Origin of the sequence: Mycobacterium sp., from assembly GCF_035506235.1 — a bacterium.
Taxonomy (GTDB): domain Bacteria; phylum Actinomycetota; class Actinomycetes; order Mycobacteriales; family Mycobacteriaceae; genus Mycobacterium.
The window spans coordinates 65,407-89,323 of record NZ_DATJPU010000269.1 but is presented as its reverse complement, the minus strand read 5'-3'; the positions used below and the strand labels follow the sequence as shown (position 1 = coordinate 89,323).

Sequence of the window (23,917 nt, the reverse complement as noted above, 5' to 3'; positions counted from 1 at the left end):
CGAATTTTCATAAAGCGGCCTTGATGGCGGCATGCAGCTGTCGCAGCGAGGAGCGGTCCGCCTTGACCTCCAGCACCCGCATGCCGGTCCCCGGTTCGTCGAGGGCCGCGTTGAGCTCGTCGACCTCGATCTGCCGGCTCTCCACGTGGTAGGCGCGGCACAGCGCGCCGACGTCGACATCGTGCGGGGTGCCGAAGATCCGCGAGGACACGTCGGAGAACCGTGGGTCGCCCTGCTCGAGCAGTTCGAAGATGCCGCCGCCGTTGTCGTTGGACACGACGATCGTCAGCCGCTGCGGCGTCGGTTCGGTGGGGCCGATCAGCAGTCCCGAGCTGTCGTGCACGAACGTCAGGTCGCCGATCAGCGCGACGGTGCGCCCCTCATGTGCCAAAGCGGCGCCGATCGCGGTGGACACCGTGCCGTCGATGCCGGCGACCCCGCGGTTGGACCGGACTGTGATCTGTCCGCGATGCCTCGCGGACCCGAGACCGACCAGTGCCGCGTCGCGGACCGGGTTGGACGCCCCGAGCACCAGCTGATCGCCCGGCCGCAGCGCGTCGGCCACGGCGGCGGCGACGTGCAGCCCGGTGGTCAGCGGGTGCGTTGCTAGCTGGCCGCGGACCGCGGAGACCGCGTGCCGGTTCATCTCCGCGCAGCGGTGCAGCCACGCCGGGTGGGGCTCCCCGCTGGTGACCGCCCGCGTGCCGGTGGCCTGCGAGTTGCCCGAGACGTCCGGCCACCGGGGCCCGGTGGTCAGCGCGTATACCGGCACGTTCGGGTCGGCCAGCAACGCCGACACCGGGCGGTGCAGCGTCGGGCGGCCCAACATGATCACCTGCTTCGGGCGCAGCAGCGGCAGCGCCAGCGGGTGCAGCGGGTTGGCCGGGGCCGGCGCCGTGGGCTCCGCGACGGTGGGCAGCCGCTCCAGGTTGGGCTGGGCGCCCGCGCCGTGTCCGGCGATGACGACCGTGTCCGGCGTCAGGTCGATGTCCAGCGGTTGGTCGAAGGTGACCGGCGGCGTGTACGTCCACGGCCTGCCGCCGGGCCGGCCCTGCGGGGTCGCGGCGCCGTGGGGTTCGCGATCGGGCACCAGCGGTTCGCGCAGCGGGATGTCGAACTGCACCGGGCCGGCGTTGGCCGTGCGCGATCCCGTCGCGGCCGCCAGCACGCGGCAGGTGGCCGACCGCCAGGTGGCGTTGAGCGAATCCAGCCGCTCGGGCCCGTCCTCGGCGAGGCCCAGGCTGATGGCGGCGCGGACCTGGGTGCCGAAGTAGCCCAGCTGCTCCATGGTCTGGTTGGCCCCGGTGCCCAGCAGCTCGTAGGGCCGGTTGGCCGACAGCACGATCAGCGGCACCCGCGCGTAGTTGGCCTCGACCACCGCCGGGCCCAGGTTGGCCACGGCGGTGCCCGACGTCATCGCGACACACACCGGCGCGCCGGCGCCGATCGCCAGCCCGATGGCCAGGTAGCCCGCGGTGCGCTCGTCGATGCGCACGTGCAGCCGGATCCTGCCGGACCGGTCCGCGTCCTGCAGCGCGAAGGCCAGCGGCGCGTTCCGTGACCCGGGGCACAGCACCACGTCGCGCACGCCGCCGCGAATCAGCTCGTCGACGACGACGCCGGCCTGTGTCGTCGAGGGGTTCACCACTACAGCGTGTCACAACCCACTGAATCAGGTCCCGGCGAAGAACTGCAGCGCCGCGGCGTTGACGGCCTGGGGGCGTTCCAGGAACCCGAGATGACCGGCGTCGGGTATTTGCAGGTACCGGCCGTTGGGGATCGCGTCGGCGACCTCCCGTCCCAGGTAGGCCGGCGTCACGATGTCGTCGGCGAAGCCGAGCACCAGCACCGGTGCGGCGATGCTGCGGTATGCGGCCAACCGATTGGTCTGCGGGGAGACATACATTTGGCAGCGCAGCCCCGGGGTCTGCTTGACCGGCCAGGTGGTGAACATCGCGATCCAGTCGTCGACGGCCGCGTCGTCGTTGAGCGTCTTGCGCGAAAAGCTTTCCAGCAGGCGGTTTCTCGCGTCCAGCATGGGCGGCACCTGGACCCCGGAGGCATGCAGCTCGACCTCGGCGTCGTGGAAGAACTGGCGGGCGCGGTCCAGCCGGCCCCGGGTGGCCATCAGCACCGCCGATTTGACCAGCTCGGGCCGCGCCACCATGAGTTCCTGCGCGATGAACCCGCCCATGGACACCCCGACGACCCGCGCCGGGGCGGCCCCCAGCGACTCGATCAGCGCGGCCGTGTCGGCGACCATGGTTTGCGTCGTGAATCCGTCGGCGTTTTCGGTGTCGCCGATCCCGCGGTTGTCGAAGGTGATGCAGCGGTACCCCGCGGCCAGGAAGGCCGGGACCTGATGCGGGTGCCAGGTGCGCCCGGCACCGCCGCGACCGGCGATGAAAACGACGGGCTCGCCCGACCCGCGATCGTCGTATGCCAGGTTGATCACCCGGACGACGGTACAAGGAGCGGATGGCAGGCCTTGATCCGGTCGATCCACCACTGCCGCCGCCCGGGTGGCGCGGCCAAGGCCCGCAGCCGCGCCGGGTCGGGCGTCACGGGCCCGACCGGAAGGAAGCCGTCGTGCGGCGCGCCGAAGTCTGCAACGTCTTCTAAGAACAGCCCCCCGGTGCCCAGCCCGCAGGCGTGCCGGAGCTGCGGCAGGGCGGCCGCGGCGGTCAGCCCGGCGGCGATGCCCACCGCCGAATCGAGCGCGCTGGAGACCACGACGGGGACGTCGATCTGGGCGGCGATGGCGAGCAGGGCCGAAATCCCGCCCAGCGGGGCGACTTTCAGCACGGCGATGTCGGCGGCGCGGGCGCGGACCACCGCGAGCGGGTCGTCGGCCTTGCGGATGCTTTCGTCGGCCGCGATCGGCACGTCGACCCGGGCGCGCAGCGCGGCGAGTTCGTTGACGGTCGCGCAGGGCTGTTCGAGGTACTCCAGCGGGCCGTCGGCGGTCAGGGCGGCCGCCGCGCGCGCCGCCTGCTCGACGGTCCAGCCGCCGTTGGCGTCCACCCGCACGGTCGGCACGAGTGCGCGGACGGCGTTGACCCGGTCGACGTCGTCCGCCAGGGTCTGCCCGGGCTCGGCGACCTTCACCTTGGCCGTGCGCGCGCCGGGGAACCGGGACAGCACCTCGCTCACCTGGGCGGCGGGAACGGCGGGCACGGTGGCGTTGATCGGGACGCGCTGGCGCAGCACCGGCGGCGGCGGCCGGTAGGCGCCCTCGATGGCCGACGCCAGCCAGTGCGCGGCCTCGGGCGGGCCGTATTCGAGGAACGCCCCGAATTCGCCCCAGCCGGCCGGGCCCTCGATCAGCGCGAGTTCGCGGGTGGTGATGCCGCGGAAGCGCAGCCGCATCGGCAGCGCCACCACGTGCACGCGGTCCAGCAGATCCTGGAGGGCCGGCCTCACTGGCCGTGAACCTGGCGGCCCGCCAGAAACGTCGCGCGCACCTCGAGGTCGGCGATGCGCTCCGGCGGGACGGTCCGGGGATCGGCCGACAGCACCACCATGTCGGCGTACTTGCCGACCTGTAGCGAGCCGATCACGTCGTCGGAGAACAGCTGCCAGGCGGCGTCGATGGTCTGCGCGCGGATCGCCTGGTCGACGGTCAACCGCTCCTCGGGCGCCAGCACGCGGCCGCTGGGCGCCGTGCGGGTCACGGCCACGCTGATGTTGCGCAGCGGCTCCTCGGGCGTGACCGGCGGGTCGTTGTGCAACGAGATCCGCATGCCGGTTGCCACCGCGGAACCCGCCGGCATCCAACGGGATCCGCGCTCGGGTCCGAACAGGCCGTCGACGATGATGTCACCCCAGTAGTGGATCTGGTCGACGAAGATGCTGCAGGTGACGCCCAGGTCGGCGGCCCTTCGCAGTTGGTCGGGCCGAATCGCGCCGACGTGCTCGAGGCGCAGCCGGTGGTCTCGACGAGGAAAGCGCCGCAGTGCTTCCTGGTAGACATCGAGGATGGTGTCGACGCCGGCGTCGCCCTGCACGTGGCACGCCATCGGCCAGCCCAGCGGGAAGTAGGCGCCGACGATCTCGGCGAGCTGCTCGCGCGTGTAGTTCGCGTGCCCGCACGAACCGGGCGGCACCCCGATGGCGCGGGTGGCTTCGGTGTCCAGGTACGGGAACGACAACGCGATGTTGCCCACCCACGGCGAGCCGTCCACCCAGATCTTGATGCCGACCTGGCGCAGCATGTCGTCACCCTGGCCGGGGGTGGCGTCGCTGCGCATCTGCGGGTTGGAGATCTCGTAGGTGCGCAGCCGTACCGTCAGCTCGTCGCGCAGCTGCTCGACCAGCGGCCGAAACGCCGGGTCGAAGGCCATTTCCGAGCAGGTGGTCAGCCCCGCGCGATTGAGCCGGACGCACTCGGCGCGCAGCATCGCCGGGTAGTCGCCGGGCTCGATGGCCCCGGCTAGCAGCGGGAACACCGCGCCCGTCTCCTCGGCGGTGCCGTCGAGTTCGCCGTGCGCGTCGCGGCCGAACCGGGCGCCCTTGGGGTCGGGGGTGTCCCGGGTCAGGCCGGCGCGCCGGGCGGCGTGGGAGTTGAAATACGCCTTGTGCCCGGAGTTGTGGATGATTACCAGCGGCCCGTCCGGCGCGACCCCGTCGAGCCACGCCAGCGTGGCGTCGGGAAGTCCGCGCTGCAGCAACGGATCCCAGCCGTTGAGGTAGGCGCCGGCGGCTCCCCGCGCTTTGACCTCGCGCCTCACCGCCGCCACGACGTCGTCGGCGCGGGGCAGCGTGACCGGGCGGATGTCGACGATGCGGTCCGACAGCGCCAAGGCCTCCATCAGCGGATGACCGTGCGCCTCAACGAATCCCGGCATGACGCAGCCTCCACCTAACGAGCCCACGTCGATGGTCCGGGTGCCGGCGCCGATGAGGTCGGCGACGTCGGATCGGGTGCCGACGGCGACGATGCGCCCATCGGCCACGGCGAGCGCCTCGGCCGTCGGGCGCGCCTCGTCGACGGTTAGTACGGTCCCGGTGACGACGAGATCGGCGGCGGCCATGTGCAGATGGTAATTCCGATCGCCCTCAATGCCGCATCACGGGCGTTCCAAATAGGACTGCAGCTTGAGGGCCTTCCACGGCCGCCGGCCGCCGACGATCATCAGCCCCCGTCGCGCGGCCGTGAGCGGCCCGATGCGCTGGTAAATCATGTCGCATAGCGTCGACGCGGGCATCCGCAGGACGGCATCCGGGCGATCGGCCGGCCGGCGCTCACGCATCTCCGCGGCGCCGTCGTGAATGTGTATCAGGTACGGGCGCGCGCCAGGGAGCTGGAACGCGATGCAGACGTCGGTGCCGGGCGGCAGCCCCGCGCGCAGGTAACCCGGCCCCTCGCCGTACTGCATGAGACCCCGTGCGATAAGCAGCATGTCGCGTTCGTCGATCTGCCAGGGCGCCCTGATCGCTCGCGCGACGTCCCTCCCGTGGAGAATCAACTCGCCCAGCCAGTTCGTCTGCCCCGCGATGCCGTCCAATAAGGCACCGCAATGGGCCTCGTACACACGGTCGTTCGAGCCGGCGTCGAAAAGTGCATCCATTACGGGTGCGAGGTCGTTGATTTGATCTGCGATCTCGGGGATGGGCGCCATCAGCGCCTCGAGCTCTGTGCGGTTTATTTCGTCCAACTCTCGCGCATATGTGGCGCGGCGGAAGTACCGCCCCTCCGCCAACGCCTGATAACAGTGCGCCATGGACAGCATGTGGGCGACGACCTGGTGAACGGTCCAGTCCAACCCGGGCACGCGCGCCTGCGGGTCGGCGGTGCGGATCAACCGGTCAAAGCGATGCCGCGCCCGCCCGATGCGATCCCGCAGTTCATCCCTGCCGGTGTCGACAAGCGCGACGTACTCGGTGTCGTTCACGATGCACCTCCCATACTCCAGTTTGGAGGTAAAATACTCCAGGATTGAGTATTGTCAAGGGATGGCCTCCCGACCGACCACCACATCTTTCGCGCTTCTCGGCTTGCTCGGCATCAAATCGTGGACGGCGTACGAGATCGTCGCGCAGATCAAACGCGGCGTGCATTTCTTCTGGCCGCGGTCGGAGGCCCACCTGTACGCGGAGCTCAAGCGGCTCGTCGAGCGCGGACACGCCACCGCCGAGACCGTCGACGGACCCCGCCGTCAGCGCACCCGTTACACCATCACCGCCGAAGGCCGTGCGGCACTTGAGGAATGGTTTGGCAGCGCGCCGGCCGCGCCCGTCATCGAAGCCGAGGGATTCCTGCGAATGTTCCTCGGGGACCAGGCGACAAAGGAAGATCTGCGCGACGCCCTGGAAGCCACCGCGAGCGAGGCTCGCGAGCTGCATGCCAAGGGCAGGGCGCTCATCGACGAGCTGCTGCACACCGGTGGTCCTTTCCCGGAGCGGCTGCACCTCGTCGAGCCCCTTGCCACGTTCATCGCCGAGTTCTACCGGAATCTCGTCGAATGGTGCCAGGAGACCCTCGCCGAAATCGAGGATTGGCCCGACACCCGTGGCATCGGCCTCACGCCGCGAGGGCGTGAGCGATGGGAGCGGATACTGGCCGAGCCCGACCCCTGAGCTTTCGCCGTGTTCTCGCCGAGGGTCCGCCTGACCGGAATTGCAACACGTTCTAGCCTTGCCCCATGACGGACGAGCTGTTGCGCAACCCGACCCATAACGGCCACATGTTGGTGGGCGCGCTCAAGCGCCACAAGAACAAGCCGGTGCTCTTCCTCGGCGACACCACGCTGACCGGCGGCCAGATGGCCGACAAGATCAGCCAGTACATCCAGGCGTTCGAGGCGCTGGGCGCGGGCACGGGCGTTGCCGTCGGCCTGCTGTCACTCAACCGGCCGGAGGTGCTGATGATCATCGGCGCCGGCCAGACGCAGGGCTACCGGCGCACCGCGCTGCACCCGCTCGGCTCGCTGGACGACCACGCCTACGTGCTGTCCGACGCCGGCATCAGTTCGCTGATCATCGACCCCAACCCGATGTTCGTGGAGCGTGCGCTGGGGCTGCTGGAAAAGGTGCCGTCGCTCAAGCAGATCCTCACCATCGGCCCGGTGCCCGAGGCGCTCAGGGGCGTGGCCGTGGATCTGTCGGCCGAAGCCGCGAAGTACGACCCACAGCCGCTGGCCGCCAAGGAGCTGCCGCCCGACCAGGTCATCGGCCTGACCTACACCGGTGGCACCACCGGCAAGCCCAAGGGCGTGATGGGCACCGCGCAGTCGATCTCGACCATGACGATGATCCAGCTCGCCGAATGGGAATGGCCGGAGGAGCCGCGGTTCTTGATGATCACGCCGCTGTCGCATGCCGGGGCGGCGTATTTCCTGCCCACCCTGGTCAAGGGCGGCCAGATGTATGTGCTTCCCAAGTTCGATCCCGCCGAGGTCCTGAAAACCATTGAGGAGAAGCGGATTACGGCCACGTTCGTGGTGCCGTCGATGCTGTACGCGCTGATGGACCACCCGGACTCGCACACCCGGGACCTCTCGTCGCTGGAGACCGTCTATTACGGCGCCTCGGCGATCAACCCGGTGCGGCTGGCCGAGGCGATCAGCCGGTTCGGCAAGATCTTCGCCCAGAACTACGGGCAGTCCGAGGCGCCGATGGCGATCACCTACCTGGCCAAGACGGACCACGACGAAAAGCGCCTCAACTCGTGCGGGCGGCCGACGCTGTTCGCCCGCGTGGCGCTGCTGGGCGAGGACGGCAAGCCGGTGCCGCAGGGCGAGCCGGGCGAGATCTGCGTCAGCGGGCCGCTGTTGGCCGGGGGTTACTGGAACCTGCCCGAAGAGACAGCCAAGACGTTCAAGGACGGCTGGCTGCACACCGGCGACATGGCCCGCGAGGACGAGGACGGCTTCTACTACATCGTCGACCGGGTCAAGGACATGATCGTTACCGGCGGCTTCAACGTGTTCCCCCGCGAGGTGGAGGACGTCGTCGCCGAGCACGTGGCCGTCGCGCAGGTGTGCGTGGTCGGGGCGCCGGACGAGAAGTGGGGCGAGGCCGTCACCGCGGTGGTGGTGCTGCGCGCCGACGCGCCGCGCGACGAAGCCGCGATCGAGGCCATGACCGCTGAGATCCAGGCCGCGGTCAAGGAGCGCAAGGGTTCGGTGCAGTCGCCTAAGCGGGTGGTGGTCGTCGACTCGCTGCCGCTGACCGGCCTGGGCAAGCCCGACAAGAAGTCGGTGCGGGCGCAGTTCTGGGAGGGTGCCAGCCGCGCGGTCGGCTAGTTGGCTCTCGGCGCCCGCTACTGTGGCAGGCGTGGGCAGTGACAAACCGGTCCGGCCGCCGTGGTGGCTGAAGCCGGCCAACCAGGTCTTCATCCAGATGTCGCGGCTCGGAATGAGTTTCGGTGGCGAGAGCCCGGTCGTGCTGACGGTGAAAGGGCGCAAGTCCGGACGCGACCGGTCGACGCCGGTGACCCCCATGACGGTCGACGGGGAACAGTTCGTCGTCGCCGGGTTTCCCGGTGCCGACTGGGTGGCCAACGTGCGCGCGGCCGAACAGGCGACGGTCGCCCGCGGCCGCCACGTCCAGAAGGTGCGGATGGTGGAGCTGTCGCCCGACGACGCGCGGCCGATTCTGCGGGCCTTCCCGACCGAGGTGCCTACGGGCGTCGGCTTCATGAAGCGGGCGGGACTGATCACCGACGGTCGCCCGGAGGAGTTCGAAGCCCTGGCCGGCCGCTGCGCGGTGTTCCGACTGGATCCGGTGTAGTCGCGATGCGGCGCGTGGTGCTGGCGGTGACGGTGCTCGTGGCCGTTTTGAGTGTTCCCCCGGCGCGCTCCTTCGCCACGACGGGCTGCGCGCCCGGCGGCACCCCTCCCCCCGCCGGCTCGGCCCAGCGGAAGGTCGGTGACCTCGACTGGGACGGTCAGCCGGACACGTTGTGGCTCGGGCAGTTTCGCGACGGCAGCGGACGCACCGATCGGGTCGTCGGCATCACGACGGCCAGCGGCGCCAACTCCGACGTGCAGGTGATGTCGGCTAGCCCAATACCGTTGAGCGCCTTGGCAATCGACGCTCAGCAGGACGGGCAGCACCAGATCATCGTCAGCGACGGCCGCAGCGCCCACCTGTACGTGTTCGCCGACTGCCGGCTACAGACCGTCGCCGACAATCAGGGCGCGCCGTTCCTGTTCGACCTGCAGGACTTGCGCGGCAACGGCACCGGAATCGGTTGCAGCAACCTCGGCCCGCCCTCGTCCGGTCGGCACCTGGTCGGGTTGCGGGCGTCGAACCAGGATGGCCAGTGGACGTTGCGCCGCACCGAGATCGACCTCAACGGCACGCTGGCTACCATCGGACAGTCCGACACCCTGACGGCCACCTCCGCGGACGACCCCGCGGTTGTCTCCGCGCGGACGATCAGCTGCGGCGACCTCACCATCACCAAGGACGGAGTTCAACAGCCTTGAGTGCCAACCCCTTTGATGCCCAGGCCTGGCGCCCCGTCGACGGATTCGGCGACCTGACCGACATCACCTACCACCGCCACGTCGAAGACGCCACTGTGCGGGTGGCGTTCGACCGTCCCGAGGTGCGCAACGCGTTTCGGCCGCACACTGTCGACGAGCTGTACCGGGCGCTGGATCACGCCCGGATGTCGCCCGATGTGGGCGTGGTGCTGCTGACCGGCAACGGCCCGTCGCCGAAGGACGGCGGCTGGGCGTTCTGCTCCGGCGGCGATCAGCGCATCCGCGGCCGGTCCGGCTATCAATATGCGAGCGGAGACACCGCGGACACCGTCGATGCCGCGCGCGCCGGGCGGCTGCACATCCTCGAGGTGCAACGGCTGATCCGGTTCATGCCCAAGGTGGTGATCTGCCTGGTCAACGGCTGGGCCGCCGGCGGTGGTCACAGCCTGCACGTGGTGTGCGATCTCACCCTGGCCAGTCGCGAGCACGCGCGCTTCAAGCAGACCGACGCCGACGTCGGCAGCTTCGACGGCGGTTACGGCAGCGCCTATTTGGCCCGGCAGGTGGGCCAGAAGTTCGCCCGCGAGATCTTCTTCCTGGGCCGGGAATACACGGCCGAGCAGATGCACCGCATGGGTGCGGTCAACGAGGTCGTGCAGCACGCCGATCTGGAGCGGGTTGGTGTCCAATGGGCGGCCGACATCAACGCGAAATCCCCTCAGGCGCAACGCATGCTGAAGTTTGCGTTCAACCTCCTCGACGACGGGCTGGTGGGCCAGCAGTTGTTCGCGGGGGAGGCCACCCGGCTGGCCTACATGACCGACGAGGCCGTGGAGGGCCGCGACGCGTTCCTGGAGAAGAGGCCGCCGGACTTCAGCCCCTTCCCCCGCTATTTCTGAGCGGCCGGCCTCCCGGGCGTCACGCCAGCGTGACCGCGGCCGGCTGGCGTCACGCTGGCGTGACGCTCGAGGGGCTAAGGCCCCGCCTAGACTCCCCCCGTGAGCAAGAGTCCCCTCAGCAGGTTCCGAGACCAGCTCGTGCTGGCGACCATGCGACCGCCCATGTCGCCGCAAATCCTGGTCAACCGGCCCGCGATCAAGCCGGTCGAACTCGACGGCAAGCGGATCCTGCTGACCGGGGCGTCGTCGGGCATCGGCGAGGCCGGGGCCGAGCAGCTGGCCCGCGAAGGCGCGACGGTGGTCGTCGTCGCCCGGCGCCGGGACCTGCTCGACGCCCTGGCGGACCGGATCACCAAGGCCGGCGGGGCCGCGATCTCGATCCCGTGCGACATCTCGGACATGGCCGCCGTCGACGCGCTGGTGGACGACGTCGAAAAGCGCCTCGGCGGCGTCGACATCCTGATCAACAACGCGGGCCGGTCCATCCGCCGGCCGCTGACCGAGTCGCTGGAACGCTGGCACGATGTCGAACGGACCATGGTGCTCAACTACTACGCGCCGCTGCGGCTGATCCGCGGGTTCGCGCCCGGGATGCTCGAGCGCGGCGACGGCCACATCATCAACGTCTCGACGTGGGGTGTGCTGTCCGAGGCTTCCCCGCTGTTCTCGGTGTACAACGCTTCGAAGGCCGCGCTGTCGACGGTGAGCCGGGTCATCGAAACCGAGTGGGGCCGCAGGGGCGTGCATTCGACGACGCTGTATTACCCGCTGGTGGCCACGCCGATGATCGCGCCGACGAAGGCCTACGACGGGATGCCCGCGCTGACGTCACGGGAGGCCGCCGAGTGGATGGTCACCGCGGCGCGCACCCGACCGGTGCGGATTGCACCGAGGATGGCGATCGCGGCCAAGGCGCTGGACACCTTCGGGCCCCGCTGGGTCAACACGCTCATGCAGCGGCAGACGATCCAGCCGAACCAGGAAGCCGGTGCCTGAGCCGGAACCCGCCGGCGACGTGATAGACACGACGCTATGGAGATCCTGGCCAGCCGGATGCTGCTCCGGCCGGCGGACTATCAGCGGTCGTTGAGCTTCTACCGCGACGAGATCGGCCTGGCGATAGCCCGCGAATACGGCGCGGGCACGGTGTTTTTCGCGGGCCAGTCGTTGCTGGAGCTGGCCGGTTACGGCTCCCCGGACCATTCCCGGGGGCCCTTCCCGGGTGCGCTGTGGCTGCAGGTCCGCGACGTCGCCGCGACCCAGGCCGAGCTGGAGGGCCGGGGGGTCCCGATCGCGCGCGAGGCGCGCCGCGAACCATGGGGCCTGCGCGAAATGCACGTGACCGATCCTGACGGCATCACGCTCATTTTCGTCGAGATCCCGGGGGATCATCCGCTGCGCCGCGACACCCGCGGAGATTGAGGGGAACGCCGGGTTAACGAGCGGCTAACATCTGACGACAAGTCAAGGTACACCTGCGGTTCGGCTATCCCTGCATTCGACAATTTAAGCCCCCTACTACGAGAATCAGGCGCTGTGAACATCGATTTGTTCCTCCTCATCATTGTCGTAATCACGGCACTCGCTTTCGATTTCACCAACGGCTTCCACGACACCGGCAACGCGATGGCGACGTCCATTGCCAGCGGCGCGCTGGCGCCCAAGGCCGCCGTGGCACTGTCCGCGGTGCTGAACCTGGTGGGCGCGTTCATGTCGACCGCCGTCGCGGCGACCATCGCCAAGGGCCTGATCGACGGGCACATCGTGACGCTCCAACTGGTGTTCGCCGGCCTGGTCGGCGGCATCGTCTGGAACCTGCTCACCTGGCTCCTCGGCATCCCCTCGAGCTCGTCGCACGCGCTGATCGGCGGCATCGTCGGCGCCACGCTCGCCGCCGTAGGTGCCCACGGGGTGATCTGGAAGGGCCTGGTGTCCAAGGTGCTGATCCCGGCCGTCGTCGCCGCGATCCTGGCCATCGCCGTCGGGGCGATCGCGACGTGGCTGGTCTACCGGATCACCCGCGGCATCCCGACCAAGCGCACCGAGGCCGGGTTCCGGTACGGGCAGTGGGGCTCGGCGTCGCTGGTCTCCCTGGCGCACGGCACGGGCGACGCGCAGAAGACGATGGGCATCATCTTCCTCGGGCTGATGTCCTACGGAGCGGTCAGCAAGTCCGATGCGTCGCCGCCGCTGTGGGTCATCGTCTGTTGTGCCCTGGCCATGGCGGCGGGCACCTACCTCGGCGGCTGGCGCATCATCCGCACCCTGGGCAAGGGTCTGGTCGAGATCAAGTCCCCGCAAGGCATGGCCGCGGAATCGTCCTCGGCGGCAGTCATTCTGCTGTCCACCCACTTCGGCTACGCGCTGTCGACGACGCAGGTCTGCACCGGTTCGGTGATGGGCAGCGGGCTGGGCAAGCCCGGCGGCGAGGTGCGCTGGGGTGTGGCAGGCCGGATGGGCGTCGCGTGGCTGATCACGCTTCCGTCGGCCGGGTTGGTCGGGGCGATCACCTACTGGATCGTGCACGTCATCGGCGGCTACCCCGGCGCGATCATCGGCTTCGGCCTGCTGGTCGCCGTCTCCGCGGCCATCTACATCCGGTCGCGGCGAGTCAAGGTCGACCACAAGAACGTCAACGCCGAATGGGAGGGCAGCCTCACCGCCGGTCTGGGAGGCTCGGGCGAACATCCGCCCTCTGATACCGGGCCCACCGTCGGCACCGGGGCCTCGCCCCGGTCCGGCTCGGGCCCCGACTCTCAAGACACGGTGAGCGCGGGGAACCCCTCATGAGCCACGTCAGCGACTGGTTCAACTACGAGGCCTCCCTGAAGATCCTGGTGTTCAGCATGCTGGCCGGTGCCGCGTTGCCGGCGCTGTTCGCCCTCGGGCTGCGGTGCCAGGCCGTCGGCAGCGGACAGGTCAGCACCGACGGCAGCCCGCCGCACAAGAATCCGGTGATGCTGGGCATCGCCTGGCTGATCTATGCGCTGGTGCTGGCCGTCATCCTCTTCGCGCTGCTGTACATCTCCCGCGACTTCATCGCGCACCAGATCAACCAGCCCTTTCTGGGCGCCAAGCCACCTCACAAGTAGCATCGAATCGTCCACCCAGCCGAACCCCCGCGCGGAGGGATAGCGACGTGAACGGATTCCTGAATTCGATCGTCTCGTGGCTGCGCGCGGGGTACCCGGAGGGCGTCCCGCCGACCGACACCTTCCCGGTGCTGGCGCTGCTGACCCGCCGTTTGGGCCATGACGAGGTCGTCGCCGTGGCGCACGAGCTCATGGCGCGCGGCGATTTCGACGACATCGACATCGGTGTGGCGATCACCCAGATCACCGACGAGCTGCCGTCGCAGGAAGACGTCGAGCGCGTGCGGGCGCGGCTGGCCGCCCACGGCTGGCCGTTCGACGAGCCACGCGACGCCGAGGACCCCGCATAGCCGTCCTGCGTGCGCTCGGCGTCCCGCCGGGTTCCGCCGCCGCGGTGTTGTTGCCCGCCCTGGAAGGGGTGCTGGACGGCCGTGATCCGGCGCTGGTCGCGGTGCCGGCCCACGACGACGGCACGCCGGGGGCCGTACGAGTAGGCGAAGAGATCGACGACGACGTGGCCCTAGTGGTGACCACGTCGGGAACCACGGGCGCGCCCAAGGGCGCGCTGCTGACTGCCGCTGCGCTGACTGCCGGCGCGGAGGCCACCCACGAGCGCCTCGGCGGCCCCGGCGCCTGGCTGCTGGCCGTGCCGCCCTATCACATCGCCGGGCTGCAGGTGCTGGTGCGCAGCGTGCTGGCCGGCTCGGCGCCGGTCGAGCTGGACGTCTCCCGGGGGTTCGATGTCGATGCATTGCCCGGCGCGATAAGGCGATTGGGGCCCGGCCGGCGCTACACGTCGCTGGTCGCCGCGCAGCTGGCCAAGGCGCTGGCCGAGCCGGCCGCGGCGGCCGCGCTCGGCGAACTGGACGCCGTGCTGCTCGGTGGCGGTCCGGCGCCGCGGCCGGTCCTGGACGCCGCGGCGGCGGCGGGCATCGCGGTGGTCCGCACCTACGGGATGAGCGAAACCGCGGGCGGCTGCGTATACGACGGCGTCCCGCTGGGCGGGGTGGCGCTGCGGGTGGGGGCCGACGGGCGCATCGTCATCGGCGGCACGACGCTGGCGAAGGGCTACCGGAACCCGGTCGATCCCGACCCGTTCGCCGACCCGGGCTGGTTTCGCACCGACGACCTGGGCAGCCTCGACGAGGCGGGCGTGCTGACCGTGCTGGGCCGCGCCGACGACGCGATCAGCACGGGCGGGTTGACCGTGCTCCCCCAGCCGGTCGAGGCCGCGCTGTGTACCCATCCCGCGGTCGGCGACTGCGCGGTGTTCGGTCTCCCCGACGACCGGCTGGGACAGCGGGTGGCCGCCGCGGTCGTGGTGCGCGATGCCAGCGCGGCGCCGACGTTGGAGGCGCTGCGCAGTTACGTGACCCGCACCCTGGACGCCACCGCCGCCCCGCGCGAGCTGCACATCGTCGAGGCGCTGCCGCGACGCGGCATCGGCAAGGTCGACCGGGCCGCCCTGGTGCGCCGGTTCGCCGGTACGGGCGAGCAATAGGCTGGTCGATCGTGAGCGTCGCGCGGCGGGAGTTGTCAGCCGTCGCGGTCGGGATCGCCCTCGTGGTGGCGGCGTTCGTGCTGCCGCATCTGAACTGGGGCGTGCGGCCACGCACGGACATCGGCCCCGAGCCACTCGCCACGCACGCCGGCTCCCCGCCGATCTTCGGGGCGTGGGAGGTCCACGCCAGCTGGGGCACCGGGCCCGCCATCCTCATCGCGGTGGCGGCGGTGATCTGGGGGCCGACCGTTGCCCGTCGGCTGTCGTGGCGGGCGCTAACGCTGGGCACCTGGGCCACCGCCTGCGCGTGGGCGTTCGCGCTGGCGATGATCGACGGCTGGCAACGCGGCTTCGCCGGGCGATTGACCACCCGCGACGAGTACCTGTCGCAGGTGTCGACCATCACCGACATCCCGGCCGCCGTCCGGACGTTCTCGAGCCGGATCCTCGACTACCAGCCCAACTCGTGGACCACCCACGTCTCGGGACATCCACCGGGCGCGCTCCTGACCTTCGTGTGGCTGGACCGGCTCGGGCTGCACGGCGGCGCCTGGGCGGGTCTGCTGTGCCTGCTGGCCGGATCCAGCGCGGCGGCGGCCGTGGTGATCGCCGTGCGCGCGCTCGCCGACGAACGGACGGCGCGCCGGGCCGCGCCGTTCGTAGCGGTCGCGCCGACGGCGATCTGGGTGGCGGTCTCGGCCGACGGTTACTTCGCCGGGGTCGCGGCGTGGGGCCTCGCGCTGCTGGCCATGGCGGTGCACCGTCCCGTGCGGTTCCCCGCGCTGGTCGCGGCCGGGGCGGGCCTGTTGCTGGGCTGGTGCGTCTTCCTCAGCTACGGCCTGGTCTTGCTGGGGCTGCCGGCATTGGCGGTGCTGGTCTCGGCCTCCGACTGGCGCGCGGTGCTGCGCGCGCTGGGCCCCGCGGCCCTGACCTCGCTGGCGGTGGCGGTGACGTTCGCCGTGGCCGGATTCTACTGGTTCGACGGCTATACCCTTGTGCAGCAACGCTATTGGCAGGGGATCGCCAAGGACCGACCCTTCACGTACTGGGGCTGGGCCAATCTGGCGTGCGTGGTGTGCGCGATCGGACTGGGCAGCGTCGCCGGGATCAGCCGGGTGTTCGACTTTCGGGCCATCCGTCGCCGCTCCGGTTTCCACCTGGTGCTGCTGGCGATGCTGGCCGCCATCGTCTGCGCGGACCTGAGCATCCTCAGCAAGGCCGAGGTCGAACGCATCTGGCTGCCTTTCACCGTGTGGCTCACCGCGGCGCCCGCGCTGCTGCCGGTCCCCTCACACCGTTGGTGGCTGGCGGTCAACGCCGCCGGGGCTTTGCTGATCAACACCGTGATGGTCACCAACTGGTAACGGTTGGCTCAGAGCCCGGCCGCGCGGGTGACCCGCGCGAAGCGGCTCGCCGGGCCGCACGCGTCGCGGACCGCGGCGACGTCGTCGACGACGTCGATGTCGGCCAGGCGCTGCACCGCCGTCACACCAATGCCGTTGTCGCGCAACGCCTTCAGCGTGAGCTTCCCGGTGTCTGGCTGTGACATCGGCACCGCGCGCAGGCATTCGGCCATCGTCGGCGCCCCCACGCCGAGCACCCACCAGCCGCCGTCGTGGGCCAAGCCGAGGATCGCCGGCGCATCCAGCAGCCGCCGCGCGCACTCGGTCAACAGCTCGGCGGTCACCTGCGGGGTGTCCATCCCGATCTGCAGGATCGGATAACCGTCAGCCGAGTCCGCGTGGGCGTTGGCCAGCCGGTCGGCGAAGTCGGCGCCGCGCTGCGGTATCACGGCGAAGGACTCGAGCCGGTGCCGGATCTCGGCGGCGCGGGCCGCGGCGTCGAGGTCGCCGGTGAGGGCCACCACCCGCGCCACCACCGGCGCGGCGGCCACCGCGTCCAGCGTGTCCAGCAGCGCGGCGGCCGCGATGTCGGCGGCGACCCGGTCCCCGACCGTGGCCGCCAGCCGCGTCTTGGCGCGGCCGGGTTCCGGCGCCTTCGCGACCACCAGCACGGTCACCGGCAGCACGCTCACGAGATCACCTTCCAGAAGTCCAGGATCGCCGTGATGCTGCCCCGCAGCGAGCCGCTGACCTTCGACTTGCCGCCCGTGCGGGGCCCGTAGCTGACGTCGAGTTCGACCACGCGCCAACCCGCGGCCGCCGCCCGCACCAACAGTTCCAGCGGGTAACCCGAACGCCGGTCGGCGACACCGAGATTCAGCAGCGCGTCCCGGCGCGCGACCCGCATGGGCGCGATGTCGTGCACCGGCAGGCCGTGGCGGGTGCGCAGCCGCCAGCTCATCACCACGGTCCCCACCCGGGCGACCCACGGCCAGTGCAACCCGGGCACCGGTCGGCGCCGGCCGGTCACCAGGTCGGCGCCCCGGTCGAGCGCCTCGACCAGGCGGGGCAGGTCGCCGGGGTCCATCGAGCCGTCGGCGTCGATGACCGCCACGATCGGGGTCGTCGCGGCCGCCACGCCCGCGTGCACTGCCGACCCATAGCCGGCGCGCGGTTCCGCGACCACCCGGGCGCCGTGCCGGGCCGCCACCGCCGCGGTGGCATCGGTGCTGTTGTTGTCGACCACCAGCGCCCGATAGCCGGCCGGAATGGCGGCCAGCACCGCCGGCAGCGACTCCTCCTCGTTGAGACACGGCAGCACGACCGTGACCGCGTCCTGGAGCATCGGGGGCAGGCTCAGTGCTGGGTATGGGGCAGTAGCGGTTTCAGCGGTTGCTGCGGGGTAACCGGCTGCTGCGTGTGGGGCTGCGTCGGAATCGATTGCGTTTGCGTGTGCGGCGCCTGCGTCGTCGGCGGCGCCTGCGTCGTCGGCGCCTGCGTGGTGGTGTGCGGCGCCTGCGTCGTGGTCGGTGCCTGCGTCGTCGTCGGCGGGGTGGTCGGCGGCGTCGTGGGCGGGGTGGTCGGCGGGGTCGTCGGCGGCGTGGTCGGCGGGGTCGTGGGCGGCGTGGTCGGCGGGGTCGTGGGCGGCGTCGTGGAAGGCGGATACGGGTTCGGGTATGGGTACGGGGGCCGCCAGCCCGGGTACGGGACGATGATCGGCACCGGGACCGGCACAGCCGGGTTCGGATTCGGCACGAAACCGGGCACGCCCGGTGCCGGATTGACCGGGGCAGGACCGCCCCCGCCGGGCGACATCAGCTGGGGCGGAATGTAGCCGTTGGAGTCCGGGATGACGCCGCCCTGGAAGCCGGCGTTGGGCTGATCGGGTGGCGGCGGTGGTACCGGGGCCTGCTGCTGCGTCGGCAACAGCGGCATGAATTTGCCCGGGGCGGCGTTCTGGTGGCCCACCACGGGTTGCTGGCTCGCGGTGGGCCGAATGGCGATGGCCACCGCGGCGGCCAGCGACGCGAACCCGATGACGGCGAAGGCGATGACGGCGTTGCCGAGCACCAATGACCGCCTGCTCAACGGCGCCCGGCCGGTCGCGGTTTCGTCTTCACCGGAGTCACCGAAATCTTCGTATTCGGGCCCGAACTCGTCCATCCCGAGCGGCTCGCCCTCGTCGGCCATCGAATAGGCCAACTGCGGCTCCTCCGCGGCCGCGGGCGCGAACGCCGTCTCGTCCCCGGCAAGCCCGGCCGCCGGCGCCATCGCGGTGGCATCCCCAGCCGCGGGCGCGACGGGCAGCGCGGCCATCGCCGCGCCGCGGGCGAGCGCAAACGTGGGGTCCTCGGGAACCTCCACCCGCATGGTCGACGTGTCGCGGAGCCGGTCGGCGACCCCGGCCAGGTTCGACGACGCGCCGACGAGATAGAGCTCGGTCGGGGCGCCGGGCTGGTCGCTGAGCCGGGCCATCATCGTGTCCAACGCGGTAGTGGCCTCGGGGCCCGAGCCGCCCGTCAGGGGCTGCGTCGCCAGCATGGTCGGCGGCGCGTCCGGTTCTCCGTCCGAGTCCACGAGCGACAGCGTCGCCGTCTCGTCGTCAACCACGAGCACACCGCCGGCGCGCCCCGCCGCGCGCATCAACGCCGTCACCGCCTGCGACTGCGAGAGCACCGCGACGTTGTGCACGCCGGAGTCTTCGAGCGCCCGGCGCAGCCGGTCGGCCTGGGCGGCGTCGGGCCAGCACAGCCGTGTGGCGACCAGCCGGTGGTTCTCGTCGGCCAGCAGCCGATCCGTCCCGACGACGGTCTGGGTCAGGGTGCCGACCGGGTGGTCAGCCAGGTCGACGACGGATTGGTCGAGCACGTCCGAACCTTGCGCGCCCGACCCGACAAGCGCCAGGCGGGCAAAGGGGCCCGTGACCGCGATCCCCAAAACGACGTCCATCCAGGCTCTCCTTCGGCTGGCCACCCCGCAACCAGCATGTCCCGGCATCATTACACTGCGATACCGTCGGCAGTAACAGTAATTCGGGCGACACGTTCGCCTGTGAGCGCAGCGTAACCGGGTTGGCAAACCGCGAAACCGCACTCGTTCTCAGCACTGCCGCGTCGTCCGAACGGAGATTATGTTTCCAAGTGAGCAACGAAGTCGGCGCGGCAGGGGGTTCCCCCGCCCCGCAAAGCACGTTGCGCCGCAAGTGACCGTCCTCGACAGCCGGGGGGAACCGTGAGTCAGATCGGCGACGACGCCCCCACCGGCCCCATCCGCGGGCAGCTCCGGCCGCCGCCCCCGGGCCGCCGCCGGTCCGCGGCCGGCGATGTCGGGGCGCCGACGCGGCGGTGGAGCATCGCCGGCGACCTGATCGCGGCCGCCCTGCTCGTCGTCGCGCTGCTGTTCCCGTGGAACCTGTATTTCGGTGTGGGAATCCCCGGCAGCAACATGCCGCTGCTGGGGGTGCTGTTCGCCGTGACGCTGCTGTCCCTCCTTTCGATCGCGCTGGCCGGTTCCTGGAGGTCGCAGAGCGCGCGGTTCAACGCCGCGCTGGCCGGGCGGCTTCGGCGGGCGCTCAACCTCCCCTACGCGCTGCTCGTCCTCGGGTTCGTCGCGTTCGACGTGTTCGAGACCGTCCGTTTCGGTGGCACCGTGAACGTCCCGGGCGGCGTCGGGCCGGGCGCGTGGCTGGGCATCGCCGGCGCACTGCTGAGCGCGCGACCGGTGACACCGGCGCAGGACGCGGGTGATCATGTCAGGTCCGTGCGCATCATCGGCTACGCCTCGATGGTGGGTGCGGCGCTGAGCTTCGCGTTCAACCTGTTCTGGCGGGTGCGATACGCGCTGCAGAGCTCGGGCGGTTCGGACTTCGGCAAGCAGAACGTCGCGGTCATCGCGACGGCGGTGGTGTACGGCGTGGTGGCGTTGGTCGCCGTCGTGGTGGGGTCGCGGTGGCTGCTGCGCAGCACCAGGGCCGCTCGGCTGGCGACCGTGGCGCTCGGGGTGTCGACGCTGGTCGCCGGGAGCCTCGTGTGGATCCTTCCGGTGGGTCGTGACATCGACGCCTTCCACGGCATAGCGCAGAACACGTCGACGGCGGGGGTCGGGTTCGAGGGCTATCTGGCGTGGGCGGCCGCCGCGGCGATCGTCGCGCCAGCCACACTGTTGGCCCGGCGGGATCCGTCGGCGACCGAGGAGAACGCGTGGCGGGCGGCGGCGCGAAATGGCTTGCTGCTCATCATCATTTGGTGCCTGGGATCGATGGTCATGAGGATCACCGACCTGGTCGTCGGCGTGAGCCTCAACTACCCCTTCTCGCGCTACGACAGCATGGTGCTGGCCGCCTTCGACCTCGTCACCGCGCTGCTGGCGGTCTGGCTGCGCATCAACCTCGGCAACGACGCGGTGTCGGCCCGGCTGATCTCGTCGCTGTGCGGACTCGTCGCCACCCTGAGCGTCTCCCGCGTCGTCGTGGGCGTCGCGCTGGCGCCACGGTTCGAGGAGTCGCCCAACGCGCCGGCGCCAAACCCGGTGTACGGCAACAACCTTGCCCAGCAGATCACCAGCACCTTCGACGTCGTGTTGTGCGTGTTGGCCTTGTGCATCCTCGCGGCGGCGATCATCACCGGGCACCTCAGCGTGCGACGGCTGCGACGCCGGCGGCGCCCCGCCGCCCACAAGCGGGGCGCTCCCCCGGGCTCGGCGGCGCCGACGACGCGAATCCCCGTCGGCCACGCCGGCCCGCCGTCGGCCGCGGCGACGACGCGGATTCCGACCCACGGCGGGGAAGCCCCCACCACCGCGATGCCGCAGCTCGCCCGCTCGCCGCGGATCTTCCGGGGGGACGACTCGGCCACCCGGCAGATCCCCACCCAGAAGCCCAGGATCTTCCGGCCTCCGCAGGATTCGCGTTAACGCAAAGGGGCGAAGGCGAATTCGCGCAAGCCCTGCAGCGGATCGACGGCCGCGCGGAAGCCCAGCACCTCGGCGGCGCGGGCGGGATCGGCCACGATATGCCGCACGTCCCCGCTGCGGGACTGCCCGGTGACCACCGGGGAGACCGAACCGTCTCGGGCGTCGCACAGCGCGGCGGCGACCTCCAGGATCGAGATCGGCCGCCCGGAGCAGACGTTGAACGCCGAGAAGCCGTCGGCCACCGCGGACGCGGCGGCGAGGTTGGCCGCGGCCACGTCGTCGACGTGGACGAAATCGCGCATCTGGCCGCCGTCCTCGAAAACCCTTGGCGGCTCGCCCTTTTCCAGTGACGAGCGGAATATCGCCGCCACCCCGGAGTATGGCGTGTCGCGGGGCATCCCGGGGCCGTAGACGTTGTGGTAGCGCAGCGCCACCACCGAGCCGGCCGTCGCCTCCGACCACGCCAGCGCGTAGTGCTCCTGCGCGGTCTTGCTGGCCGCGTACAGGCTGCGCGGTCGCAGGGCGGCATCCTCGTTGACCGACCGCCACGTCACGCCGAGTCCGCATCGCGGGCAACGGTGTTCGAACACCCGGGCGTCCAGGTCGGCGCGGCGTCGTGGCGGCGGGTCGATGAGTCCGTGGTCGGGGCAGGCATAGTGGCCCTGCCCGTAGACCACCATCGACGACGCCAGCACAAAACGGCGTACCCCCGCGGCGAACATCCGCGCCAGCAACACCGTGGTGGCGAAGTCGTTGTGGCTGCCGTAGGCGGGCGCGTCGGCGGCGTCGACGCCGGCACCGACCATCGCCGCCTGGTGACAGACGACGTCCACGCCGTCCAGCAGCGGGGCCAGCGCATCGCCATCGCGGACGTCCACCCGTCGGCATCCCGGCGGCAGCGTCGCATTCGGGCCGTGCGCGGCGGGCAGCAGCGCGTCGACGGCGAGCACGTCGTGACCCGCGGCACGCAGCGCCGCATCCACCCGCGAGCCGATGAAGCCGGCCGCACCGGTGAGCAACACCCTCATGGCAGCTCCACCGGCAGGGTGACGCCGGTGTGCGGTTGGCAGCGGGTGCACGTGTGCTCGACGGCGACGCGGCCGATCGCCGCGCGCACCAGCTCCTTGAAAAGCTCCATATTCCTTTCGAACTGCGCGAACACGTCGACGGTCTTCACTCCCTGGCCGGCTTCGACTCCAGCGTCCAGGTCCGTCACTAAAGCGATTGCCGCGTAACACATTTCGAGCTCACGCGCCAACACGGCCTCCGGGTAGCCGGTCATGTTGACCAGGCTGAAGCCGGCCGAGGCGAACCACTGGCTTTCCGCCCGGGTGGAAAAGCGCGGCCCCTGGATCACCACCATGGTGCCGCCGTCGACCACATTGGGCTGGCCGGCGGCCGCCGCCCGCAGAGTCGGGCAGTACGGATCGGCGAAGTCGACGTGGATGGCGCCGGAGTCGAAGTAAGTGTCGGCGCGGCCACTGGTGCGATCCACCAGCTGGTCGGGCACCACCACCGCGCCCGGGCCGTTGTTGAGGTTCAGACTGCCGGCGGCGCACGGGCCGAAGACTTGCCGCACGCCGAGCTTGCGCAGCGCCCACATGTTCGCCCGATACGGCACCGTGTGCGCCGAGAATTGGTGGGTTGGGCCGTGCCGGGGCAGGAAGGCGACCTCGTGGTCGCCGACGCGGCCCACCGTGACCGGGGCGCTCGGCGGCCCATAGGGGGTGTCGACGTCGATGTTGCGGACGGACGATTCGAAGAAGGTGTAGAAGCCGCTGCCGCCGATGACTCCGAGCATCCACCCATTCTGGCCCATAAGGCAGGATGCCCTCGTGGCCAGTTTCGCGCAGTGGGTCGAAGGCGCCCGGCCCAGGACGCTGCCCAACGCGGTGGCGCCGGTCGTGGCGGGCACCGGCGCCGCCGCATGGCTGCACTCCGCGGTGTGGTGGAAGGCGCTGCTGGCGCTGGCCGTCGCGGTGGCGCTGATCGTCGGCGTCAACTACGCCAACGACTACTCCGACGGGATCCGCGGCACCGACGACGACCGCGCCGGCCCCGTGCGGCTGGTGGGCTCGCGGCTGGCCAGCCCGCGGTCGGTGCTGACCGCGGCGGTGACGAGCCTGTCGGTGGCCGCGGTGGCCGGGCTGGCGCTGGCGCTGCTGAGCGCGCCGTGGCTGATCGCGGTCGGCGCGGCCTGCATCGCCGGGGCTTGGCTGTACACCGGCGGGTCAAAACCGTACGGCTACGCGGGTTTTGGCGAGGTGGCGGTGTTCGTGTTCTTCGGCCTGGTCGCCGTGCTGGGCACCGAGTACACCCAGGCGCTGCGGGTGGACTGGGTCGGGTTGGTGCTGGCGGTGTCGATCGGCGCGCTGTCGTCGTCGGTGCTGGTGGCCAACAACCTGCGAGACATCCCGACCGACGCGCAGTCTCACAAGATGACGTTGGCGGTGCGGCTGGGCGATGCCCGCACCCGGGTGCTCTACCAGGTGCTGCTGGTGACCGCCGCGCTGCTGACCCTGGTGCTCATGGCGGCGACCCCGTGGTGCGCCGTGGGACTGGTGGCCACCCCGCTGGCGCTACGCGCGCTCGCGCCCGTGCGCTCCGGCCGCGGCGGGCGCGAATTGATCCCGGTGCTGCGGGACACCGGGCTGGCGATGATCGTGTGGGCGGTCGCGGTCGCGGCCGCGCTGGCGCTCGCGAGCTGAACGGCTTTGACTGTGCGCTGAGGGCTTTT

The 23,917-nt window shown here is 70.8% G+C and carries 23 protein-coding genes and 1 pseudogene; 14 read left to right on the top strand and 10 right to left on the bottom strand.

Going from position 1 to position 23,917, the window contains the following annotated elements; genetic code table 11:
- Nucleotides 1-7: 7 nt before the first annotated feature.
- Genes menD through VMD50_RS25915 form a run of 5 tightly spaced genes read right to left on the bottom strand, consistent with a single transcriptional unit; the run spans nucleotide 8 to nucleotide 5,894 of the window.
- A complete protein-coding gene (gene menD, locus VMD50_RS25935; RefSeq protein ID WP_325432139.1) occupies nucleotides 8-1,645 on the bottom strand; it encodes a 2-succinyl-5-enolpyruvyl-6-hydroxy-3-cyclohexene-1-carboxylic-acid synthase in 1,638 nt (545 codons plus the stop codon).
- A gap of 27 nt (nucleotides 1,646-1,672) precedes the next feature.
- Nucleotides 1,673-2,455 (bottom strand): alpha/beta fold hydrolase, encoded by a 783-nt coding sequence (locus VMD50_RS25930; RefSeq protein WP_325432137.1) that lies wholly within the window; start codon nucleotides 2,453-2,455, stop codon nucleotides 1,673-1,675.
- Nucleotides 2,452-3,423, bottom strand: coding sequence for an o-succinylbenzoate synthase (locus VMD50_RS25925; RefSeq protein ID WP_325432135.1), 972 nt, complete (start codon nucleotides 3,421-3,423; stop codon nucleotides 2,452-2,454). Before VMD50_RS25925 ends, VMD50_RS25930 begins: the two co-directional genes overlap by 4 nt.
- Complete coding sequence (locus VMD50_RS25920; RefSeq protein ID WP_325432133.1) at nucleotides 3,420-5,033, bottom strand: amidohydrolase; 1,614 nt, start codon at nucleotides 5,031-5,033, stop codon at nucleotides 3,420-3,422. Before VMD50_RS25920 ends, VMD50_RS25925 begins: the two co-directional genes overlap by 4 nt.
- Before the next feature lie 36 nt (nucleotides 5,034-5,069).
- Nucleotides 5,070-5,894 carry a maleylpyruvate isomerase N-terminal domain-containing protein gene (locus VMD50_RS25915; RefSeq protein ID WP_325432131.1) on the bottom strand — a complete coding sequence of 275 codons (825 nt, stop codon included), beginning with the start codon at nucleotides 5,892-5,894 and terminating at the stop codon, nucleotides 5,070-5,072.
- Nucleotides 5,895-5,955: 61 nt separating this feature from the next.
- On the opposite strand from VMD50_RS25915, the gene VMD50_RS25910 reads away from it, so the two are divergent.
- From VMD50_RS25910 to VMD50_RS25855, 12 genes and pseudogenes are all read left to right on the top strand, one after another.
- The gene (locus tag VMD50_RS25910) at nucleotides 5,956-6,579 is read left to right on the top strand and encodes a PadR family transcriptional regulator (RefSeq protein ID WP_325432129.1); all 624 of its coding nucleotides are present in this window, start codon (nucleotides 5,956-5,958) and stop codon (nucleotides 6,577-6,579) included.
- A gap of 65 nt (nucleotides 6,580-6,644) precedes the next feature.
- On the top strand, nucleotides 6,645-8,246 hold the full coding sequence (fadD8, locus tag VMD50_RS25905) for a fatty-acid--CoA ligase FadD8 (protein ID WP_325432127.1): 1,602 nt from the start codon (nucleotides 6,645-6,647) through the stop codon (nucleotides 8,244-8,246).
- Between the two features lie 31 nt (nucleotides 8,247-8,277).
- Nucleotides 8,278-8,733, top strand: a complete 456-nt coding sequence (locus tag VMD50_RS25900) for a nitroreductase family deazaflavin-dependent oxidoreductase (protein ID WP_325432125.1) — start codon at nucleotides 8,278-8,280, stop codon at nucleotides 8,731-8,733.
- 5 nt (nucleotides 8,734-8,738) lie between these two features.
- Nucleotides 8,739-9,434, top strand: coding sequence for a hypothetical protein (locus VMD50_RS25895; protein WP_325432123.1), 696 nt, complete (start codon nucleotides 8,739-8,741; stop codon nucleotides 9,432-9,434).
- Entirely contained in the window at nucleotides 9,431-10,333 is a 903-nt protein-coding gene (locus tag VMD50_RS25890) for a 1,4-dihydroxy-2-naphthoyl-CoA synthase (protein ID WP_325432121.1), read from the top strand. Before VMD50_RS25895 ends, VMD50_RS25890 begins: the two co-directional genes overlap by 4 nt.
- Before the next feature lie 99 nt (nucleotides 10,334-10,432).
- Nucleotides 10,433-11,329: an SDR family oxidoreductase gene (locus tag VMD50_RS25885; RefSeq protein ID WP_325432119.1), complete on the top strand. Its 897-nt coding sequence runs from the start codon at nucleotides 10,433-10,435 to the stop codon at nucleotides 11,327-11,329.
- Between the two features lie 36 nt (nucleotides 11,330-11,365).
- Nucleotides 11,366-11,755 (top strand): VOC family protein, encoded by a 390-nt coding sequence (locus VMD50_RS25880; RefSeq protein WP_325432117.1) that lies wholly within the window; start codon nucleotides 11,366-11,368, stop codon nucleotides 11,753-11,755.
- Nucleotides 11,756-11,869: 114 nt separating this feature from the next.
- A pseudogene (locus tag VMD50_RS25875) lies at nucleotides 11,870-13,103 on the top strand (inorganic phosphate transporter).
- A 16-nt stretch (nucleotides 13,104-13,119) separates the two neighbouring features.
- Nucleotides 13,120-13,425: a hypothetical protein gene (locus VMD50_RS25870; RefSeq protein ID WP_325432115.1), complete on the top strand. Its 306-nt coding sequence runs from the start codon at nucleotides 13,120-13,122 to the stop codon at nucleotides 13,423-13,425.
- Between the two features lie 47 nt (nucleotides 13,426-13,472).
- Nucleotides 13,473-13,775, top strand: a complete 303-nt coding sequence (locus VMD50_RS25865) for a DUF3349 domain-containing protein (protein WP_325432113.1) — start codon at nucleotides 13,473-13,475, stop codon at nucleotides 13,773-13,775.
- Between the two features lie 44 nt (nucleotides 13,776-13,819).
- The gene (menE, locus tag VMD50_RS25860) at nucleotides 13,820-14,926 is read left to right on the top strand and encodes an o-succinylbenzoate--CoA ligase (RefSeq protein WP_414686175.1); all 1,107 of its coding nucleotides are present in this window, start codon (nucleotides 13,820-13,822) and stop codon (nucleotides 14,924-14,926) included.
- Nucleotides 14,927-14,937: 11 nt separating this feature from the next.
- A complete protein-coding gene (locus tag VMD50_RS25855) occupies nucleotides 14,938-16,290 on the top strand; it encodes a hypothetical protein (RefSeq protein WP_325432111.1) in 1,353 nt (450 codons plus the stop codon).
- A gap of 8 nt (nucleotides 16,291-16,298) precedes the next feature.
- Here the strand turns inward: VMD50_RS25855 and VMD50_RS25850 are convergent, their stop codons facing one another.
- From VMD50_RS25850 to VMD50_RS25840, 3 genes are read right to left on the bottom strand one after another with little or no spacing between them, the layout of a single operon-like run.
- Nucleotides 16,299-16,961, bottom strand: coding sequence for a TIGR04282 family arsenosugar biosynthesis glycosyltransferase (locus VMD50_RS25850; protein WP_325432109.1), 663 nt, complete (start codon nucleotides 16,959-16,961; stop codon nucleotides 16,299-16,301).
- Nucleotides 16,958-17,614: a glycosyltransferase family 2 protein gene (locus VMD50_RS25845; protein WP_325432107.1), complete on the bottom strand. Its 657-nt coding sequence runs from the start codon at nucleotides 17,612-17,614 to the stop codon at nucleotides 16,958-16,960. The genes VMD50_RS25850 and VMD50_RS25845 overlap by 4 nt, the downstream gene beginning before the upstream one ends.
- Before the next feature lie 11 nt (nucleotides 17,615-17,625).
- Nucleotides 17,626-19,218 (bottom strand): DUF7159 family protein, encoded by a 1,593-nt coding sequence (locus VMD50_RS25840; protein WP_325432105.1) that lies wholly within the window; start codon nucleotides 19,216-19,218, stop codon nucleotides 17,626-17,628.
- Nucleotides 19,219-19,500: 282 nt separating this feature from the next.
- Here VMD50_RS25840 and VMD50_RS25835 point away from each other — a divergent pair, with 282 nt between their 5' ends.
- On the top strand, nucleotides 19,501-21,180 hold the full coding sequence (locus VMD50_RS25835; protein ID WP_414686174.1) for a DUF7937 domain-containing protein: 1,680 nt from the start codon (nucleotides 19,501-19,503) through the stop codon (nucleotides 21,178-21,180).
- On the opposite strand, the gene VMD50_RS25830 is transcribed toward VMD50_RS25835, so the two are convergent.
- Together VMD50_RS25830 and VMD50_RS25825 are read right to left on the bottom strand one after the other, a co-directional pair.
- Nucleotides 21,177-22,208, bottom strand: a complete 1,032-nt coding sequence (locus tag VMD50_RS25830; protein ID WP_325432103.1) for an NAD-dependent epimerase/dehydratase family protein — start codon at nucleotides 22,206-22,208, stop codon at nucleotides 21,177-21,179. The genes VMD50_RS25835 and VMD50_RS25830 overlap by 4 nt on opposite strands.
- Nucleotides 22,205-22,981 (bottom strand): S-methyl-5'-thioadenosine phosphorylase, encoded by a 777-nt coding sequence (locus VMD50_RS25825; protein WP_325432101.1) that lies wholly within the window; start codon nucleotides 22,979-22,981, stop codon nucleotides 22,205-22,207. Before VMD50_RS25825 ends, VMD50_RS25830 begins: the two co-directional genes overlap by 4 nt.
- 34 nt (nucleotides 22,982-23,015) lie before the next feature.
- Here VMD50_RS25825 and VMD50_RS25820 point away from each other — a divergent pair, with 34 nt between their 5' ends.
- Entirely contained in the window at nucleotides 23,016-23,888 is an 873-nt protein-coding gene (locus tag VMD50_RS25820; RefSeq protein WP_325432099.1) for a 1,4-dihydroxy-2-naphthoate polyprenyltransferase, read from the top strand.
- Nucleotides 23,889-23,917: the final 29 nt, after the last annotated feature.